The sequence below is a fragment of the Parundibacterium terreum genome (assembly GCF_014636315.1).
Taxonomy (GTDB): Bacteria; Pseudomonadota; Gammaproteobacteria; order Burkholderiales; family Burkholderiaceae_D; genus Undibacterium; species Undibacterium terreum.
The window spans coordinates 835,974-853,124 of sequence record NZ_BMED01000001.1 but is presented as its reverse complement, the minus strand read 5'-3'; the positions used below and the strand labels follow the sequence as shown (position 1 = coordinate 853,124).

Sequence of the window (17,151 nt, the reverse complement as noted above, 5' to 3'; positions counted from 1 at the left end):
TGGAAGCTAAACCAGGCCGATATCCTTGCCCCTGGTGCCAAACACGCGTTCCACCTGCGCGGTGTTCAAGCCGTACATGCGGGAAAACATGCCGCCGAACATGGCGCGGTATTCATTCAGTACCGGATAATCGCGGTTCTGGAATAGCGTGGCCTGTTCCACGCGTATCTGTTCACCCATGATCTGGCCGCCGCGTATGCCGCCACCCAGCACCCAGTACACCGAGCCGTGGCCATGGTCGGTGCCGCGGTTGCCGTTTTCGCGGAAGGTACGGCCGAATTCGCTGACGACGACCACCACCGTATCTTTCCAGTCATTGCCCATCTCCTGCGCAAAGCCGGCCAGGCCGCGTCCAAGTTCATCCAGCCGGCCCGCCAGATAGCCGGTGGCGCCGCCTTCGCCGACATGGGTATCCCAGCCGCCTACATCGACAAAACCGATGTTGTATTTGTCCTTCATCAGTTTGGCGATACGGCGCGCCTCCAGTTCAAAGCCCTTGGCCGTGTTGGCATTGCGGTTGGCCGCATCCATTTCGCCTATCATTTCCTTCATCACGTCATCGCGCACTGTAAAGCCGTCATTGACTTGCCTTGCCAGCGGTGTGCCCTGATACATGGAGGCGATCAGCTTGCTCTGGCGTACATCCACCGCAGGCTTGCCGATAGACCGTAGAGCAGTATTCGGAATCTGCACGCCGCCCTGCATGATGAGCGGCAACTGGTCGGTGAAGGCGATCGCGGGCGTGCTGGAGTCCGCATTCAGGCTTGCCGCGAGCCGGTTCAGGAAGCCGGAGCGGTAATCGCGGCTGCGGTCCAGCGGCTGGCCGAGTTCTATGCTGTCCTGGGTTTCGAAATGGCTGCGCGACAGGTCTTCGGTACCGGCAAACGGCACGAAAGCCGCTTGGCCATTGGTGAACAGGGGGTAGATGCTTTCACGCAGCGCAGGATGCAGGCCCCAGTCGGCATTGATAGGGAGCGCGGAATTAAGTTCGGTGCTCGGTTTGGGAATGGCGATATTGGGCCGCGCCTGGTAGTAAAACTGGCTGGAGATAGGCACCAGCAGATTGGCTGCGTCATAGCCGCCACGCATGAAAACAAATAGCAGCTTCGTTTTGGTGGCCGGCGCGGCCCACAAATTGCCTGCCATCGACGCTGCGGGTAGCATGGCCAGGGATTTTAAAAGAGTGCGGCGTTTCATCATTTGCTCCATAAGGATCTACCTATGCATCAATTCAGGCGAAGACAGCAAAAAGGTGTTCCATTCCTGCGGTGAGCTGGCCTGGTCCAGCACCTGCCGGGTTGCCGGGCTCAACGTCTTTTGCAGGGACTGGTAGTACAGTGCATTGGATAGTTGCGGAAAGGCAGCGCGTTCCTGCGGTTGTGGTCCATCGGTCTTGAACAGGCCGGCATTGCCCGAGCCTATCGCCTTGGCGATTTCAAAGCGGGTATTCATTTGCCCGGGGCTGGCCCAGGATGCTTCGGTCAAAGGATAGCCATCCGGCGTCTGGCGGCCATACAGGGGTTCGCCCATGCGATTGAGCCAGTTCAGCATTGGTCCCGCATTCAGGATGACCTTGTCGTCATAGGCCAGGCGCACCGCAGAGACGACATAGTGCACCGGATCCTTGAATTTGCGCCCCAGCGATTGCGTAAATTCCGGTGAAGCAAACATGGTCTGCAGGGTCGCTGCAATGTCGCCGTCTGTTTTAAGGAAAGTCTGTGCCATCGCTTCCACCAGTGCTGCGGGCGGCTCATCCGCGACAAAATACACTGCCAGCTTGCGGCTGACAAAATGGGCAGTGGCTGGGTGGCGGCTCAGCTTGTCAATGGCTTCGTCCACTTCCGCCGGCCCGCGCCCGCGTATGGTTTGCCCCATGAGTTGCTTGTTGCCGTAGTCATGACGGTTGGGGTTGAATTCAAATAAGCCCTGATGCACGTATTGCCCTTGCAGCTCTTTTTTGACATTCGGCGTATTGCTGCCCATATTGACGCCGACACCGGTCAGGATACGCGCCATTTCCTGCACATCGCGCTGGCTATAGCCGCCATTCACGCCCAGCGTGTGCAGTTCCATCAGCTCGCGCGCGTAGTTTTCATTGATGCGGTTGACTGCATTCTGTTCATTGTCCAGATAACGTATCATCGCCGGATGGTGCAGCGTGGCAGAGAGCAGGTCGCGGAACTTGCCCAGCGCATGCGGGCGTATCGCCTTTTCCTCATAGTCGCTGACCAGCAGGCGGATATTGCTTTTCCCCTGATGGACATTGAAGTGATTCATCCAGAACCAGGTCATCTGCTCTTGTAACTGGTTGGGCGAATACAGTGCGCGCAACAGGGAGCGTGTGGCAGATTCCCGCGCAAGGCGGTTCAGCTCTTGCTGATAGGCCTGCTGTGCCGTTTTCTTTTCATCATCGTTGGCGATCGCATCGGCGTCCTTGCGGCGCTGCTCCAGTTCCTGGTTCAATTGCTCCACAGTTCGCTGGGAGATGGTCATGGCCGCAATTTGCGCTTGCACCTGTTCTGGAAGTCTGGCGGCGCCTGGGTGTAGCTGCTGCTCCAGGTAACGCTGATAGCCGAGGGCTTCGGCCTGCTGCATCGTGGATGAGGCCACGCCCCAGCTGATGCGATTGAGCGCATTGCTCATTTGAGCCTGGCCTTGTGGGATGGCTTGAGGGCGGCTATCGCTACTGTTATTGCTGCCAGGTGTGGTGCAGGCGGCAAGCAGCAGCGCTACGCTGCTTGCAAGCGCGCATGCTGAACGTGAAAAGGGGAGAGCAGGCATATTGGCGTGCCTTATCAAAGATAAATGGGGTGAAGCTGCGTTTTTGTTGCTCTAAGTATTTCCAGTATAGAAGCAAGAACGCATGGACCGCCGCTTTTGAGGACAGCGATAGTGTGAATGCTGAAACAAATTGTAACGCGGGCAGTGAATTTGCAAAGGGTGGGCTTTTCTGCTCGGCTGACTAAATAAAAAAGCGGCCCAAGGCCGCTTTCCAAATATCTCTCATGCTCTGCAAAGCTCAGGCAATGCCATGCTTTTTCCAGTAAGGCAGCATGAAATTACCGCGTCGCTGCGCTGCCCTCAGCAAATAAATGGAAAGGGCAGAGATGAATGCCAGCGAGACGACAGAAGCCTCCACGCCATACTGGCCGCCCGTCAGCCATTGCGGGCCTGTCAGCGTTGCCTGCAGCAGTCCTTTGCTTTCATGGCCGGAGACGGCAATAGAAAAAATATCGCCCAAAAAATAATTCCATCCTATGTGCAGACCTATTGCCAGCCACAGGCGGCGGGTCAGCATATAAGCTGCGGTCAGCAGGATGCCTGCGGCAAAGGTGACGCCGATGGCAAGCGGTGTGACGCCGGCGTTAGGAAGATGGGCCAGCGCAAAAACCAGGCCGGACAGGATGAGTGCGATCCGGCTGCCCAGCGATTGTTCGCTAATACGGAAAATGACGCCGCGAAACAGAATTTCTTCAAAAAAACCGACCATTACCTGTTCCGCGAGGGGGATCAGGATGACTGTCCACGGATTGCTGCCACTGACCTTGTACACGCCCAGCAAGGCCAGGGTTCCCATCGTCACTGACAGCAGCGCCGCACCGAGCAGCAGGCCGTTCCCCAGTTCTTTTGCCGCGCCCGGTAAGGAAAGCTCGATAACTTTACGCTTTTCCAGCAGGCGTATATAGATGGAGTACGCCAGTATGCATAGCGTTGCAGCCAGAAGATAGGGCCAGACAATGCGCATTGATTTTTCCACGGTTCCCTGGACGATGGCGAAAGTCAGTGCGACCGGCAGCACCGTCACCAGAATACCCAGCAGGATGCGGGTGAGCGGGAAATGCAGGATGCGTTTGATCCGGCCGGCAGACGGTGGAAGGCTAAGCGCTGCAACTGTCATTACTTCTCCTTGAGTGGTGTGAAAAATGTGAAGAATGTGATGGGTGCCTGGACTCAGGCTTTTTTACGCAAATTTTTGGCTGGCGGTGATTTGGCCTGGCGCGATTTATTGTGTTGCGCCTGGCCTGATATGCTTTCCTTTTCAAGAGTGCGCCTGGCTTCGCGGATGCGATCGTCATAGGATTTCACCTGCAGTGCAGTGATGGCGTCTTCCAGCGTTTGCTGCAGCGGGTGTTTCAAGTCGGCCTGCAGGCTGTCTGCGGCCATCGCAGTGGCTTGCCAGCTGGCTTGCAGGCGGGGTAGCAGTTCGCGCCCCTTGTCGGTCAGTTGTATCAGCCGCTGGCGGCCGTCGTCGGCACTGGACTTGGCGCTGATCAATCCGTTTTTAACCATCAATGCCACCGTCTGGGTAGCGGCGGGCTGAGTGATGCCGGCGGCCTCGGCGATCTGGCCTATGGTGGCGGACTCATGCCGTATCAATACTCGCATGACTGGCGTGTAGCGCGGCCTGTAGCTGATGCCCGCATCTTTATAGGCAGCTTCCACGGCTCCATCCAGCAGTTCTATCAAATGCCTCAACACGGTTCCCAATCCTGGTTTCATAATAAATTGCATCAGTAATTATATAAGTGATTATATAATAATAGCCGACTGATGATAAAAGGCCAGAATTTTTTATCAAATGTGGTTTTCGCGCATACTCAGCTAGGTGCCTGTTCCGGTCGCAGCAGCGGCATTCATGCGAATAAATGCGGCAGGTGAAACTATTTGTTGAAACTGCGGTCACATTCTATGATGGCGAATCAGATGGCCGAAGTGAACACTAATGCAGTGCTAATGCAGCACCTGGACCAGGAAAAAATGACCGGATATTTACCTATACATGCCGCGCACGCTGCGCACGCAGCAGCGCCTATGGCGGCGCGCAATTCACGCCGTATTGCCTTGCCTGTCATTATTGCGCTGCATATGCTGTTTGTTTACTTTTGGATGAGCGCCAGGCATCACTTGAAGGCAGAAGGCGCCGATGCTGAGCCCTTGATCATGCGTTTCTTTTCGCCTCAGCCCAAGGCCGATGCTGAACCGGAAACGCGTCCGCAGCCTGTGCCGCGTATCAAGCCCGAGTTTCTTCCCCCACCTGTTTTCGTTCAGGCTCCTGAAAAAATACTGGCTCCTAAAGAAGCAGCGGAAACTAAGGCTGTTCCTGCGGCTCAGACTCCGTCCGCGACGGCGCCCGCTGCCGACTTCACTTCCAGCGCGATGCGCGGCATAGGTAAAATAGACAGGGACTTGCGCAAGGAGTTTCCAAGATTTGAAGAGCGAGCCCCCGAATCCAAACAATCCAAGCTGGAGAAGGGCATCGCCGCAGCGGGCATACCGCAAACAACGACAATGCAAGAGAGAGCACTGCCCGACGGTAGCAGGATTACCAAGGTCAGCGGACCTGCCGGCTCCTATTGCGTGATGTCCGGCTCGGTTGCCAATAACGGCGGCGTGGACATCATGCAGCGCGGCGTGCATAACAGGACCGTCAACTGCGCACATTACTTTGATTGAAAATTGACAGCCATGCCCAACTGCCAGCTTGACCACATCGCTATTACTGCTACCTCTCTTGAGGCCGGTGCCGATCTTGTGCACGAGGCTCTGGGCGTGAGACCTTTGCCCGGCGGGGAACATCCGCGCATGGGAACGCATAATCTGCTGCTGCGACTAGGAGAGTCTGTCTACCTGGAAGTGATCGCGATCAACCCGGCAGCATCTTCTTCTATCGGCAGGCCGCGCTGGTTCGGGCTGGACAGCCTGGCACTGGATGCCGCATCTAGGCTGGCGACCTGGATAGCCCGCACCGACGATATACAGGCCAGCCTTGCCGCCTGCTCCGAGCCCTTGGGTAAAGTTGAGCCCATGAGCCGCGGGGCCTTGAATTGGCAGATCACGGTGCCGGAAGACGGCTCGCTTAGCCTCGGCGGCCTGGCACCTGCACTGATTCAGTGGGAACCGGGTGCCCATCCGGCATCCCGTATGCCGGATCTGGGTTTGAGCTTAACGAAGTTGAAGTTTTTCCACTCCGAGCCTGAGCGCGTCACGGCCATGTTGCAATCTTTAGGCATGCCTGGCACGGACGGTTTGATAGAGGTGGCATGCTTGTCCGGCGGCCAGTCGCCTTACCTGGCTGCATATATTGATACGCCGTCGGGGCCACGGATACTGTCAGGCGCCATATTGTAAAAAGACAGGCGCCGAAGGTCGGCATTTCCAAATAGCAATTTCTGGTCTACAATTCTGCTGGCAAAAATGCACTAAAATATCTGCCTCCAGGAGTCTTATCAGCCCGTGAATTCGTTCGACCTCCACATCGTTATCCTGATGGCCATGCTGATGCTGGGAGCGATGAGCATAGTCCTCTATTCTGCGCATCGCAGCTTTCCGTCCGAGGTGAGGGGGCTGGGTTTCTGGGCGCTGGGTGCGCTTACAATGATGTTTGCGTCGATCTTCTTTGCGCTGCAGGGCATACTCCCGACCAAGCTCGTCCTGCTGATTGGCAATGCGCTGCTGTTCTGGGCCGTGGGTTTTGCGATGATAGGCACCCAGCAATTCTATGGACGAGCTCCGAGCTGGCTGTTATTGCATGCCGTCTGGCTGGTGGGTATGGCGGGCATCGCCTGGTGGCTGCTGGCGCGCCCTGACCTGAACGCGCGCATCGCCGTTTTTTCTGCCTGCATATCGCTACTGTATCTGGTTCAGCTAGGCTTGATCGTTTTCTATGGCGAGCGGCATTTTTCTACCTGGTTCTTTGGCGCGCTGATGCTGGTACAAGTCACTACAATACTGGCTCGCGGCGTGGCGGCCGGTGCCGGCGGCAATAGTGTCAACTTGCAAGAGCTTGGCCTGTTCCAGATTATCTATATCTGCGTATCCAATTTCATGTCGCTGCTATTGACCGTAGGTTTCATGACGGTTGCCACGCGGCGCTTGCAAGTGTTGCTGGAGCAGCGATCCAACCTGGACCCGCTAACTAGCGTCCTGAACCGGCGCGGTTTCGCACTGGCGTATGCGCAGCATAGAGCGCGTATGCAGCGCAGCCTGCAGCCCATGTCTTTCATGAGCATAGACCTTGATCATTTTAAATCCATCAATGACCGCTTTGGCCATGCGGCAGGGGATGAGGTGCTAATGCATGCTGCCAGCACGATCACCAAGGCATTGCGCGGCAGCGACCATCTGGCCCGCTTTGGCGGAGAAGAATTCATTGTCTTGCTTCCCGCTACCGAAAAAGATACGGCCTATGTCATTGCCGAACGGATACGTGCTGCCGTGCATCACACTGCACCGGATGGCCTGCCGCCATATACTATCAGCATAGGTATTGCTTGCCAGCGCATCCCGGATGAAACCATGGATGCGGTTCTGGTACGCGCCGATGCTGCCTTGTACCGAGCCAAAACGGGCGGCCGCGACCGCATAGAAATGGCGGACGTCGCCGCCTAGCTTCTAGCCAAGACCGCAGTTTAATCTGCAGCATCTGTTCATCGCTCCTTCCAGCGACCTATAATGGCACACGCCATCGCAAACGCATGCTATCTCATCTATAGGGAACCGCCATGAATAACCGCTATACGCAGCCAGCCTGTGTTGCACTCGTCACCGGCGCTGCATCGGGTCTGGGCAAGGGGCTTGCGGATGCTTACGCCGCGCGCGGTCTGCAGGTGATTTATGCGGACATCAATGAAGCAGGTGTGCTTGAAGCTGCCGCAGCAGCCGGCTCCTTGTGTGAAGGCGTCAAACTGGACGTGGCTGATGCCTCTGCCTGCGTGGCGCTGATAGATGATATTGTTGCGCGCAAGGGCCGGCTGGATCTGCTGTTCAATTGCGCCGGTTATGCAGTGGGCGGACAGGCTCAGCATATAACGGTAGAAGACTGGCGCGGTATTGTGGATGTCAACCTGCTGGGCAGCGTGCATTGCGCGATGCATGCGTATAAGCAGATGGTGCGCCAGGGAGGCGGACAGATTGCGACCATCGCATCGCTGGCCGGCTTGTTGCCCACGCCGATGTCCATACCGTATGCCACCACCAAGGCGGGCCTGGTAAATTTTTCACACACCTTGCGCTGCGAAGGCGCAGGCCTGGGTGTGCAGGTCAGCGTGATCTGTCCCAGTTTCATAGAGACCGGGATTTTTGACAATGCGCGCTACCGGGGCGTAGACAAAGCTGGCCTGCGCAGCCTGATTCCGCTTCCTTTCCTGACGGTGGAGCAGGCCGTGCGCAAGATGCTGGCGGGCGTGGACGCGAATAAGGCGACTGTTGTCTTCCCTCTGCATGCGCATCTGATGTGGTGGGGTCACCGCCTGCTGCCTGTCATACCCAATTTTGTGCACCGGGCGATGATGAAAAAAATACGCCAGGCAGATTGATCTACAATAAGAAGAACAATACGGTGCTCCAGCGAATGAGGTGATGGATTGCTTCCAGACATACAGCTTGTAGTTAACCTGATGCTGCGCGGCGGCACGATGCTGGTGCTGGGCCTGGTGACAGCCCTGCTGTGGCGCTCCCATTCGCGCTCCATTGCCGGCCGTATGGGAGCCGCCTTTGCGATCGGCGTCTGCGCCTTTGTGCTGAATACCATTCCCGGTTTTGCCAGAAATCCCGCCTGGTGGCATGCGCCTGTCATCGCGCTGGATGCCGGGAACATGCTTGTCTTCTGGTTGTTTACGCGTGCCTTGATGGAGGATGCATTCGTACTGAGGCGCTGGCACGCGGCGGCTTGGGGGCTGATGACTTTAGCTGGCCTGTTGACCTGTTTTGCGCAGGAGCCGCCAGGTTTGGCGCTGGCGATACTAGTAGGCAAGGGCCTGACGATATCGACCATTGTGCTTGCGCTGTTATCTGCGCTGCAAGCCCTGTCCAGCTGGAGGGAAGACCTGGTGGAAGGGCGCCGCCGGGTGCGCATGCTGATTGTCATCTCGGCGGCAGGCTATAGTGTCGTCATGGCCGCGTCCGCACTGTTATCCGGTGGCGGCCCGATGTCTGTATTTTCCAGCGCTGCCAATGCGGCCGGCCTTGCCACGGTGTCCGTCCTGATTGCCTGGCAATTGCTGCGGGTTACAGGAGAAGAATTATTTATCGTACCGCAACAAGTGGAGCCGGACGCCGCAAGCCCGGCCGATACCGAAAGTCCAGACCTTACACCATCAGCAGAAACAAACGAGGTCTCGGACGAGGCCCCAGATCCAGTCCTGGTCAGCCGTTTGCAGCACCTGATGGCGGCGGAATACCTCTACCGGGAAGAAAATCTGAGCATAGCCGCACTGGCGCTCCGGATGGATTTGCCGGAATACAAATTACGCCGGCTGATCAACCAGGGCCTGGGCTACCGCAACTTCAATGCTTTCCTGAATACCTATAGGGTGGAGGATGCCAGCAGGGCCTTGGCCGATGCCGATCAAGCTGAAATTCCGGTGCTGACCATTGCCATGGATGCGGGTTTCCAGTCGCTGGGGCCGTTCAACCGCGCCTTCAAAGCCATTACCGGCCTGACGCCTACCGAATTCCGGCGCCTGCATGGTGCATGCGATATTTCCACCGTCAATGCCGCCAATATTGGCATCGCAGAATAAAACAACAGCTGAATCACGCAATTTTCTCTATTTTCAATTTTCGGCTGGCCGAATTTGAAATCCGGCGAGACCGGACATCCGGTGACGGGGCATCTTGATGCTTCCTACGCTTCTTTCATCCCTACACCGGAGTTGCCATGAATACAAAGCTGTCTGCCGCACCTCATTTAGCCTTGCTTTTGCTCTCGCTCATACTGTTGCCCGGCTGCACGCTGGTGCGGCCGGACCAGCCGCTGATGGCCGCCTCCGGCTTTGCCAGCCATCATTTATGTTCAGAAACTTTTATTTCCGGACTGGGCACCGGGCAGGTCTATCAGGAGAGGGTGCTGGAAGAGGGAGCAATCCGCTATCTGAAGAGCTTGATGCATTATGAGCTGGACCGCGACAAACGGCAGGTAACCACCAGCATCGCCGGGCTGTACAAGACCAGCGCCATTTATGACGATCAGTACGGCTGCATGGTGTCGCATGGAGACCCTGCGCCGGAGCTGGGCACCCCCCGGCCTATCTTGCCCCCTGCCGATAAATCGGCAGCGGAAGATATTGCTGGCCCCGCGATAGTCGCGCCGCAGAATGCCGGTTTGGCCGCTGCGCTGGAGAAAGGCTTTGCCGAAAGGCAGCAAGCACCCTACATCCATACCAAGGCCATAGTGGTTATCAAGGACGGCAAGATCGTGGCTGAGCGTTATGCGCCAGGCGTGGGAGTGGACACCCCCTTGCTGGGGTTTTCGATGACCAAGTCCATTTCCAATGCCATGCTCGGCATTCTGGTGCGGCAGGGGAAATTGCAGGTCAGCCAGCCTGTACCGTTTGCCGCCTGGCAGGGCAAGGATGACCTGCGCGGCACAATTACCATCGATGAATTGCTGCGGCAAACCGCCGGGCTGGCGCTGGAGCAAACCAATACCGGCTATGACATTAACTCCCGCATGCTGTTTCTGGAGCGCGACATGGCCGGTTTTGCGCAAACCGCGCAACTGAAGGCAAGGCCGGGCAGCGAATGGGCGTATACCGACGGCAACTTCATGCTGCTGGCCCGTATCATCCGCGACGCGGTCGGCGGCCATGCTGCTGATGTGAACCGCTTTGTGCAGGATGAACTATATGCGCCACTCGGCATGCGGCACGCAAGACTGGATTTTGATGCCACCGGCACGCCGCTGGGCGCCAGCTACAGCTTTGCGTCGGCGCGCGACTGGGCCCGTTTGGGCCTGCTGTATCTGAACGACGGTGTTGCCGGCGGCAAGCGCATCCTGCCCGAAGGCTGGGTCAAATACTCATCGACGCCGACCCTGGATACCGGTTATGGCGCCGGCTTCTGGACCAATCGCGTTGCCGGCAATTCACCGTTCGGCATACCCTGGGGTATGCCGAACGTACCGGCAGATGCCTTCTTTGCGATGGGATACATGGGCCAGCATATCGTGATCATACCTTCTCAAAACCTGGTGGTGGTGCGCCTGGGCATATCGCACCACTGGGATGGCTTGATCAAGGGAATGGACAGACTGACCGCGGATGTAATCGAAGCCTTGCGGCCAAATGCGGTGGCGGTGAAGTGAACCATAGAATTTCATCTGCACAGCCAGGCACGATGGCTGCAGCAGAGTGGTTTTGTGCGGTGCAGATGCGCATTGACTGGATCTGCATCCGCACTTGCCTTATGGCAGGACTAAAGGAAACCCGTCGATATCCACGGTATGGCGGCAATCAGTATCAAGGCTACAAACAGCGCAGCCAAGTAGGGCCACACATACTTCATTGCATGATCGGGGTTCACCCGGCCTATCGCGCAGGCGGCGTAAAAGCCGACGCCGAAAGGCGGTGCAAACAGGCCCAGGCCCATTGCAAACACCACGACCATCGCATAATGCACTTCATGGATGCCGACTGCGCGCGCAACAGGAAACAGCAGGGGGCCGAACAGCACAATCGCGGGTATGCCCTCCAGCACGCTGCCCAGTATCACAAAGGCAAACACCGAGATCACCATGAACCCCGCCTTGCCGCCCGGAACCGCCGACATGCTTTCTGCCAGCAGGCGGGAAAAGCCGGATTGGGTCAGGCCCCAGGCCATTGCGGTGGCGCAGCCTATGATGAACAGGATGGCGCCCGACAGCGAGGCGGTTTCCACCAGCATAGGGTAGATGCGGCTCCAGTCGAAGCGGCGGTAGATCAGCAGGCCGACGACAACCGTGTAGGCAATGCCTACTGTAGATACTTCAGTTGCGGTGGCGATACCTTCGGCGACTACGGTTCGGATCACGAAAGGCAGCGCCAGTGCCGGTAGCGCGATAAAGAACAGCTTCAGGATCTGGCTGGCGGATGCGCGCCTGATGCCGGACAGGTCTTCATTGCGGGTGTGGAAAAACACCACCACGGCCAGTGCCAGCGCGCCTATCAGGGCCGGCAGCAGGCCGCCGGCAAATAGCGCAGCGATGGATACGCCGGTCACCGAGCCTATCGTGATCAGCACCAGGCTGGGCGGTATGGTTTCCGACATTGCACCGGAGGAGGAGAGGAGCGCAATCAGGCGGCCATCTTCCGCGCCGCGTTTTTTCATTTCCGGCAGCAGCGCAGGGGCTACCGCCGCCATATCCGCCGCCTTGGAGCCGGAAATGCCCGACACCAGATACATCGCACCCAGCAGCACATAGGCCAGGCCGCCGCGAACGTGGCCCAGCAGAGATGCCAGGAAATCCACCATAGCCCTGGCCAGGCCCGTCATCTCTATCAGCAGGCCAAGGAAAACGAATAGCGGGACTGACAGCAGGATCAGCGCAGACATACCCTCGTCCATGCGGCTGACAACAATGGTCAGCGGGGTCTGGGTGCTCAAGGCCAGATAGGAGAGTGTGGCAACACCGAAGGCAAACGCGATCGGTACGCCGCAGGCCACGCACACAGCCACCACGCCGACAAAGAAGATCAGCAGGTTGATATTGCCCAGCTTGAAGAACAGCGGCTGCACCATCCACAAAACACCGCACAATGCGGCGAAACATACCAGGGCAATCACCAGCTGGCGGCCAGCGGCCTGTTGCAGCAGGCGTATCAACACAATGGCCATCATCATCACCGCACCGACGCCAATGGCAGCCACCCGCAAGCCGTCATGGATTTCCAGCGCCGGCGATGAGATCATCCACTGGTCCTGGAAGTACTCATAGGCCGGCAGGATAATCTCCAGCACAAAGACCGCCACCACCAGTTGCGCGGCCAGTTGCACCCAGTTGCGGATTCCGCGCGGCAAACGGTTGACCAGTGTCGTCAGCCGCATATGCTCGCCCCGCCGCAGCGCGATCACCGCGCCCAGCATGGCCAGCCACAAGAACAGGATGGAGGCTAGCTCATCCGACCAGGTGATAGGGGAGTTGAACACGTAGCGCGAGATAACGCCCGCCAGCAGGATGAGTATTTCCAGCGCCACCAGGATGGCGGCAGGCACCTCGCTGGCAAACGCCAGTATCCTGTCCAGTGTATTGAGTATCGGATAAGCTGGTTGGCGAGCGGCAAGGGGATGCGCGCCGGCCGCTTCTACAGCGCCGGCGACTTTGTGATTGTTCTGCATAGAGTGCTGCCGCTATTCCAGTTTGCCCGTGTATTTTTCCAGCAGCGCCCAGGCTTCTGGGCCGTATTTCTTTTTCCACTCGGCATAGAATCCCGATTTTTTCAGTGCGGCACGGAAGCTGTCCGGATTCACCGTGTTAAAAGTCAGGCCCTTGGTTTTCAGTTCTACCTCCAGCGTATTATTGAGCCTGCGCACGTCGTCACGTTCGTTGATGGCAGCGTTGTTGAAGTGCTTGGTAATGATGGCCTGTATATCCTTGGGTAGCTTGACCCAGTTCTTGCCGCTGGCCAGCAGCCAGAACCCGTCCCACATATGGTTGGTCTGTGAGCAGAATTTTTGTACTTCATACAGCTTGGCGGTCTGGATCACTGCCAGCGGATTTTCTTCGCCATCGACCACCTTGGTCTGCAGCGCCGAATACACTTCGCCGAAATTGATGCTGGCCGGCGCCGCATCAAAGGCCTTGAACATCGATGTCCACAAAGGGCTGACCGGCACCCGGATCTTGAAACCCTTCAGGTCGGCTGGTGTATTGATCGGTTTGGAAGAGCTGGTGATCTGGCGGAAACCGTTGTCCCAAATCTTTTCAAACGGATGTAAATTGGCCTTCTCGATATTGGAGCGGATGAAGGCGCCTAGTTCGCCGTCCATTGCCGGCCACACCTGCTGGTAATCCTTCCACGCAAAGCCTATGCCGTTGATGGAGGCTACCGGTACCAGCGTGGACAGGATCAGGCCAGACAAGGTAAAGAAATCGATCGCACCCGAGCGCACCTGAGACAGCATGTCGGTATCGGTACCTAACTGGCTGCTGGGGAAAATCTGTATGCTGACGCGCCCATTGGTGTCCTTGCGAATGGCGTCCGCAGCTTCTTTTGCGCGCACGTTCAGCGGATGCGTGATCGGCAGGTTGCTGGCGAACTTGAGATTGTATTCTGCGGTTTGCGCAAAGGCGCTGGCGCCGCTTAGCGAGGCGGCTACGGCGCCCAGGCTCAGTTTGGAGGCGTTAGACAGGAATTGTCTGCGCTGTTTGTTCTGCATTTGTCTCTTCCCGTGGATATTGAATACGTTTTTATAGAAAACCCTTACTGCGGTTACTTTACTTTTCTTCTTGGACCCATGGGTGTGGGCCTGCGTGCACAATAGCCTGGTGGGGCTGGATCCCTGCTTGATTTTGGGCTTTAAGATACGCTGGAGACTGTTTATTTGTCAATTTTTATTCTGAAACTTTTATCGTGGCTTTTCATCTTGAGCATTGATTCCACCAAGCCTAGTTGAAAAACAGGCTTGCAAGCATTAATCGCGCAGCAATTAGATTTTAATTTCCCCATTCGCCTATGGAAAATGTTTTTGCTCCCTCAAGAGCGTAGAATGAATCTATCTTTATACTAAGTCAGGAATAGTTGCGTCTGCATACCCTTGTATCGCATGTACCAACCCACAATGAAACTATCTCACTTCATCAACGAGCACATCGAAGAAATCATCGTTGAATGGGAAGCATTTGCCCGGACATTGGAGCCGGCTGCCAGTGGCATGACCACTTTGGCCTTGAATGACCAGGCACGCCGTATTCTTGAGGCCATCGCGTTGGATATAGATGTAGCCGAAAATCCGACTCAGCAGTATGAGAAATCAAAAGGCATGGCGCCTGCGCTCATCGGCATGGAAAGTGCCGCCTCGTCCCACGGCACCTCCCGTCAGATCAGCGGCTTTACCCTTGTGCAATTGACTGCAGAATATCGTGCGTTGCGCGCTACAGTGCTCAGGCTATGGTTGCCCAAAATTGAGAGGGTCACCACAGCAACCACCAATGACATGATACGGTTTAACGAGACCATAGACCAGGCTCTGGCAGAATCGGCCGTTACCTATTCCCGGCAGGCGAGCCGCACCAGGGACACTTTCCTTGCGATACTCGGGCACGACTTGCGCAGCCCCCTGGCCACCATGACGATGGCAGGGGATTTTCTAAGCCGCCCCGAGGTCGGTGACGAACGCACGCTGAAGGTGGGCGGCAGGGTAAAAAGAAGTGCCGCCAACATGACAACCATGGTGAATGACTTGCTGGAGTACGCCCGCACCCAGCTTGGCGGTGAAATGCCTATCAGGCCACATCTGGCCAATATGAAGGAAATCTGCCAGTCGGTGATGAATGATGCCACTGCGGCCCATCCGGATTGCAAGTTTGAACTGGAAACTTCCGGTGAGCTGGTGGACTACTTCGACAGCGTGCGGCTGCATCAGGCCTTGACCAATTTGCTGAATAATGCCGTCCAATATCGCGCCAAGGATTCCACGGTATTTATTTCCGCCGCAGGCGACAGTGAAGGAGCCGTCATCCAGGTGAAAAATACCGGGTCGGTCATTCCTCCCCAATCCCTGCAAGCCATTTTCAATCCGCTGGTCCAGCTTGCGCTGGATGGGACAGAGAACGATACGCCTTCCACCAGCATAGGCCTTGGCTTGTTCATCGCGCGTGAAATTACCGTCGCGCACGGCGGCACCATCAAAGCCCAGTCGACTGAGGTCTCTGGCACCACCTTCACGATCGTCCTGCCGAAATCTGCGATCGCCGAGCCGGTACTTTAAGCACTGCGTTTTATTTCTGGCCTGGAATACAATATTGCCTTTGTCAGAGCTATAGATGTAGCTGCTGTGCCCGCAGGGTGCGATGCACGCCAAAAAATAGCCGTTTCCGGCGAATTTCAATTTTTTTTCAAATTTCAACAATATTCCTGCCTGTAATTCGTCTTCACAGGTATGGAAACAACGCTGAGCCCACCTGAACCGATGACGGATAAAGACCAGCGCATCACCGAAACCGTTCTTCGTGAAAGGGGGAGGCTTGGCAATTTCATTCGCAAGCGCGTCGCCGATCCTGTTGAGGCGGAAGATATCCTGCAAGATGTCTTCTATGAGTTCGTCGAAGCCTACCGCCTGCCGGAGCCGATAGAGCAGGTGGGTGCGTGGCTGTTCCGCGTGGCGCGCAACCGGATTATCGACCGTTTTCGCAAAAAGAAAGAACAGGCTTTGCCGGGGAGCGGAGAGGGAGCAGACGATGCGGATGAACAGCGCTGGCTGGATAGCGTGCTACCGGCCAGCGGCGATGAGCCTGAAGCAGCCTATGCACGGGCCGTGCTGCTGGAAGAGTTGCAGGCAGCAATAGGCGAGCTGCCTGAAGAACAAAGGGACGTTTTTGTAGGGCATGAGCTGGAGGGCTACAGTTTTCAGCAGATGTCGGAAGAGTTTGGCGTGAGCGTGAATACGCTGCTGTCACGCAAGCGCTATGCAGTGATCTTTCTGCGTGGCCGCCTGCAGGCAATTTATGATGAATTTTAGGGTGAAAGGAAAACGGCAATGGACTTCAAACTGAGGGTGTTAAAGAAAATAGTGCTGATACTGCTGGCGGTTGCGGCTCTGGGATGGGTAGTGATGAGCTTGTGGAACTGGTTGATGCCTTCCTTGTTTGCCGGCGCACATGAGATCGATTATGCAAGGGCGCTGGGCTTGCTGGTATTGAGCCGCATACTGTTCGGCGGTTTCCATGGCCGTGGCGGCTGGCACCGGGGACGGCTTTTCCGTGAACGCTGGGAGCAGATGACGGAAGAAGAGCGCGAGCAATTCCGAAGCGGCATGAGAGGCTTTCGCGGCAGGCATCACCACCATCGCGCTGATTCGGTGGAGTAGTGATGACTAAGAATACTGCCAATATCGCCAATGCAGCCGCCTGCAAGCAAGCTCCCGGCGTCATCGTACCCATAGTGAATTTCAAACGCTGCGAAGGGAAGGCGGACTGTGTTGTGGTCTGCCCTGAAAATGTGTTTGAAATCCGCCGTATTGATGCGGAGGATTATCAGGAGCTGGGTTTCTTCAATAAATTCAAACTGCGCGTACACGGCATGCAGGTTGCCTATACGCCAAATGCAGATGCCTGCATGGCCTGCGGCCTGTGCGTAAAAGCATGCCCGGAAAAGGCAATTACCCTGGCCAGGGCTGCATAATCCCCTTGAACATGTTGCGTCGGCCAGCCTGACGTAGATAGCTGCTGTTTGCGGC

Annotated in this window: 16 protein-coding genes; 10 read left to right on the top strand and 6 right to left on the bottom strand. The window is 56.6% G+C overall.

Annotation, left to right across the window (positions count from 1 at the left end; all coding sequences use genetic code 11):
• Positions 1 to 6 precede the first annotated feature (6 nt).
• From IEW12_RS03910 to IEW12_RS03895, 4 genes are all read right to left on the bottom strand, one after another.
• Positions 7 to 1,197 carry a DUF1501 domain-containing protein gene (locus tag IEW12_RS03910; protein WP_188565642.1) on the bottom strand — a complete coding sequence of 397 codons (1,191 nt, stop codon included), beginning with the start codon at positions 1,195 to 1,197 and terminating at the stop codon, positions 7 to 9.
• Positions 1,198 to 1,215: 18 nt separating this feature from the next.
• Positions 1,216 to 2,781, bottom strand: coding sequence for a DUF1800 domain-containing protein (locus IEW12_RS03905; RefSeq protein WP_188564650.1), 1,566 nt, complete (start codon positions 2,779 to 2,781; stop codon positions 1,216 to 1,218).
• Between the two features lie 238 nt (positions 2,782 to 3,019).
• Entirely contained in the window at positions 3,020 to 3,898 is an 879-nt protein-coding gene (locus IEW12_RS03900; RefSeq protein WP_188564649.1) for a CPBP family intramembrane glutamic endopeptidase, read from the bottom strand.
• 53 nt (positions 3,899 to 3,951) lie between these two features.
• Positions 3,952 to 4,500 carry a MarR family winged helix-turn-helix transcriptional regulator gene (locus IEW12_RS03895; RefSeq protein ID WP_188564648.1) on the bottom strand — a complete coding sequence of 183 codons (549 nt, stop codon included), beginning with the start codon at positions 4,498 to 4,500 and terminating at the stop codon, positions 3,952 to 3,954.
• Positions 4,501 to 4,704: 204 nt separating this feature from the next.
• Here IEW12_RS03895 and IEW12_RS03890 point away from each other — a divergent pair, with 204 nt between their 5' ends.
• From IEW12_RS03890 to IEW12_RS03865, 6 genes are all read left to right on the top strand, one after another.
• Entirely contained in the window at positions 4,705 to 5,454 is a 750-nt protein-coding gene (locus IEW12_RS03890) for a hypothetical protein (RefSeq protein ID WP_188564647.1), read from the top strand.
• A gap of 12 nt (positions 5,455 to 5,466) precedes the next feature.
• Complete coding sequence (locus tag IEW12_RS03885; RefSeq protein WP_188564646.1) at positions 5,467 to 6,129, top strand: VOC family protein; 663 nt, start codon at positions 5,467 to 5,469, stop codon at positions 6,127 to 6,129.
• A gap of 105 nt (positions 6,130 to 6,234) precedes the next feature.
• Complete coding sequence (locus tag IEW12_RS03880; RefSeq protein ID WP_229750903.1) at positions 6,235 to 7,389, top strand: GGDEF domain-containing protein; 1,155 nt, start codon at positions 6,235 to 6,237, stop codon at positions 7,387 to 7,389.
• Positions 7,390 to 7,502: 113 nt separating this feature from the next.
• Complete coding sequence (locus IEW12_RS03875) at positions 7,503 to 8,315, top strand: SDR family NAD(P)-dependent oxidoreductase (RefSeq protein ID WP_188564645.1); 813 nt, start codon at positions 7,503 to 7,505, stop codon at positions 8,313 to 8,315.
• 48 nt (positions 8,316 to 8,363) lie between these two features.
• Positions 8,364 to 9,521: an AraC family transcriptional regulator gene (locus tag IEW12_RS03870; protein WP_188564644.1), complete on the top strand. Its 1,158-nt coding sequence runs from the start codon at positions 8,364 to 8,366 to the stop codon at positions 9,519 to 9,521.
• Positions 9,522 to 9,658: 137 nt separating this feature from the next.
• On the top strand, positions 9,659 to 11,083 hold the full coding sequence (locus tag IEW12_RS03865; RefSeq protein WP_188564643.1) for a serine hydrolase domain-containing protein: 1,425 nt from the start codon (positions 9,659 to 9,661) through the stop codon (positions 11,081 to 11,083).
• Between the two features lie 110 nt (positions 11,084 to 11,193).
• Here IEW12_RS03865 and IEW12_RS03860 read toward each other — a convergent pair whose 3' ends face one another.
• Together IEW12_RS03860 and IEW12_RS03855 are read right to left on the bottom strand one after the other, a co-directional pair.
• Entirely contained in the window at positions 11,194 to 13,092 is a 1,899-nt protein-coding gene (locus IEW12_RS03860) for a TRAP transporter large permease (protein WP_188564642.1), read from the bottom strand.
• 12 nt (positions 13,093 to 13,104) lie between these two features.
• On the bottom strand, positions 13,105 to 14,133 hold the full coding sequence (locus IEW12_RS03855) for a TRAP transporter substrate-binding protein (protein WP_188564641.1): 1,029 nt from the start codon (positions 14,131 to 14,133) through the stop codon (positions 13,105 to 13,107).
• A gap of 402 nt (positions 14,134 to 14,535) precedes the next feature.
• Between IEW12_RS03855 and IEW12_RS03850 the strand changes: the two genes are divergently transcribed.
• The 4 genes from IEW12_RS03850 to IEW12_RS03835 all read left to right on the top strand — a co-directional run bounded on the left by IEW12_RS03850 (position 14,536) and on the right by IEW12_RS03835 (position 17,096).
• The gene (locus IEW12_RS03850; protein ID WP_188564640.1) at positions 14,536 to 15,684 is read left to right on the top strand and encodes a sensor histidine kinase; all 1,149 of its coding nucleotides are present in this window, start codon (positions 14,536 to 14,538) and stop codon (positions 15,682 to 15,684) included.
• Positions 15,685 to 15,855: 171 nt separating this feature from the next.
• Positions 15,856 to 16,434 carry an RNA polymerase sigma factor gene (locus IEW12_RS03845; RefSeq protein WP_188564639.1) on the top strand — a complete coding sequence of 193 codons (579 nt, stop codon included), beginning with the start codon at positions 15,856 to 15,858 and terminating at the stop codon, positions 16,432 to 16,434.
• A gap of 18 nt (positions 16,435 to 16,452) precedes the next feature.
• On the top strand, positions 16,453 to 16,782 hold the full coding sequence (locus tag IEW12_RS03840; RefSeq protein ID WP_188564638.1) for a hypothetical protein: 330 nt from the start codon (positions 16,453 to 16,455) through the stop codon (positions 16,780 to 16,782).
• 2 nt (positions 16,783 to 16,784) lie between these two features.
• Complete coding sequence (locus tag IEW12_RS03835) at positions 16,785 to 17,096, top strand: 4Fe-4S dicluster domain-containing protein (protein ID WP_188564637.1); 312 nt, start codon at positions 16,785 to 16,787, stop codon at positions 17,094 to 17,096.
• Positions 17,097 to 17,151 lie beyond the last annotated feature (55 nt).

Bases quoted from the DNA above. Each gene is read 5' to 3' on its own strand.
- IEW12_RS03910 (WP_188565642.1), bottom strand. From the start codon at position 1,197: ATGAAACGCCGCACTCTTTTAAAATCCCTGGCCATGCTACCCGCAGCG.
- IEW12_RS03905 (WP_188564650.1), bottom strand. From the start codon at position 2,781: ATGCCTGCTCTCCCCTTTTCACGTTCAGCATGCGCGCTTGCAAGCAGC.
- IEW12_RS03900 (WP_188564649.1), bottom strand. From the start codon at position 3,898: ATGACAGTTGCAGCGCTTAGCCTTCCACCGTCTGCCGGCCGGATCAAA.
- IEW12_RS03895 (WP_188564648.1), bottom strand. From the start codon at position 4,500: ATGAAACCAGGATTGGGAACCGTGTTGAGGCATTTGATAGAACTGCTG.
- IEW12_RS03890 (WP_188564647.1), top strand. From the start codon at position 4,705: ATGGCCGAAGTGAACACTAATGCAGTGCTAATGCAGCACCTGGACCAG.
- IEW12_RS03885 (WP_188564646.1), top strand. From the start codon at position 5,467: ATGCCCAACTGCCAGCTTGACCACATCGCTATTACTGCTACCTCTCTT.
- IEW12_RS03875 (WP_188564645.1), top strand. From the start codon at position 7,503: ATGAATAACCGCTATACGCAGCCAGCCTGTGTTGCACTCGTCACCGGC.
- IEW12_RS03865 (WP_188564643.1), top strand. From the start codon at position 9,659: ATGAATACAAAGCTGTCTGCCGCACCTCATTTAGCCTTGCTTTTGCTC.
- IEW12_RS03860 (WP_188564642.1), bottom strand. From the start codon at position 13,092: ATGCAGAACAATCACAAAGTCGCCGGCGCTGTAGAAGCGGCCGGCGCG.
- IEW12_RS03855 (WP_188564641.1), bottom strand. From the start codon at position 14,133: ATGCAGAACAAACAGCGCAGACAATTCCTGTCTAACGCCTCCAAACTG.
- IEW12_RS03850 (WP_188564640.1), top strand. From the start codon at position 14,536: ATGAAACTATCTCACTTCATCAACGAGCACATCGAAGAAATCATCGTT.
- IEW12_RS03845 (WP_188564639.1), top strand. From the start codon at position 15,856: ATGGAAACAACGCTGAGCCCACCTGAACCGATGACGGATAAAGACCAG.
- IEW12_RS03840 (WP_188564638.1), top strand. From the start codon at position 16,453: ATGGACTTCAAACTGAGGGTGTTAAAGAAAATAGTGCTGATACTGCTG.
- IEW12_RS03835 (WP_188564637.1), top strand. From the start codon at position 16,785: ATGACTAAGAATACTGCCAATATCGCCAATGCAGCCGCCTGCAAGCAA.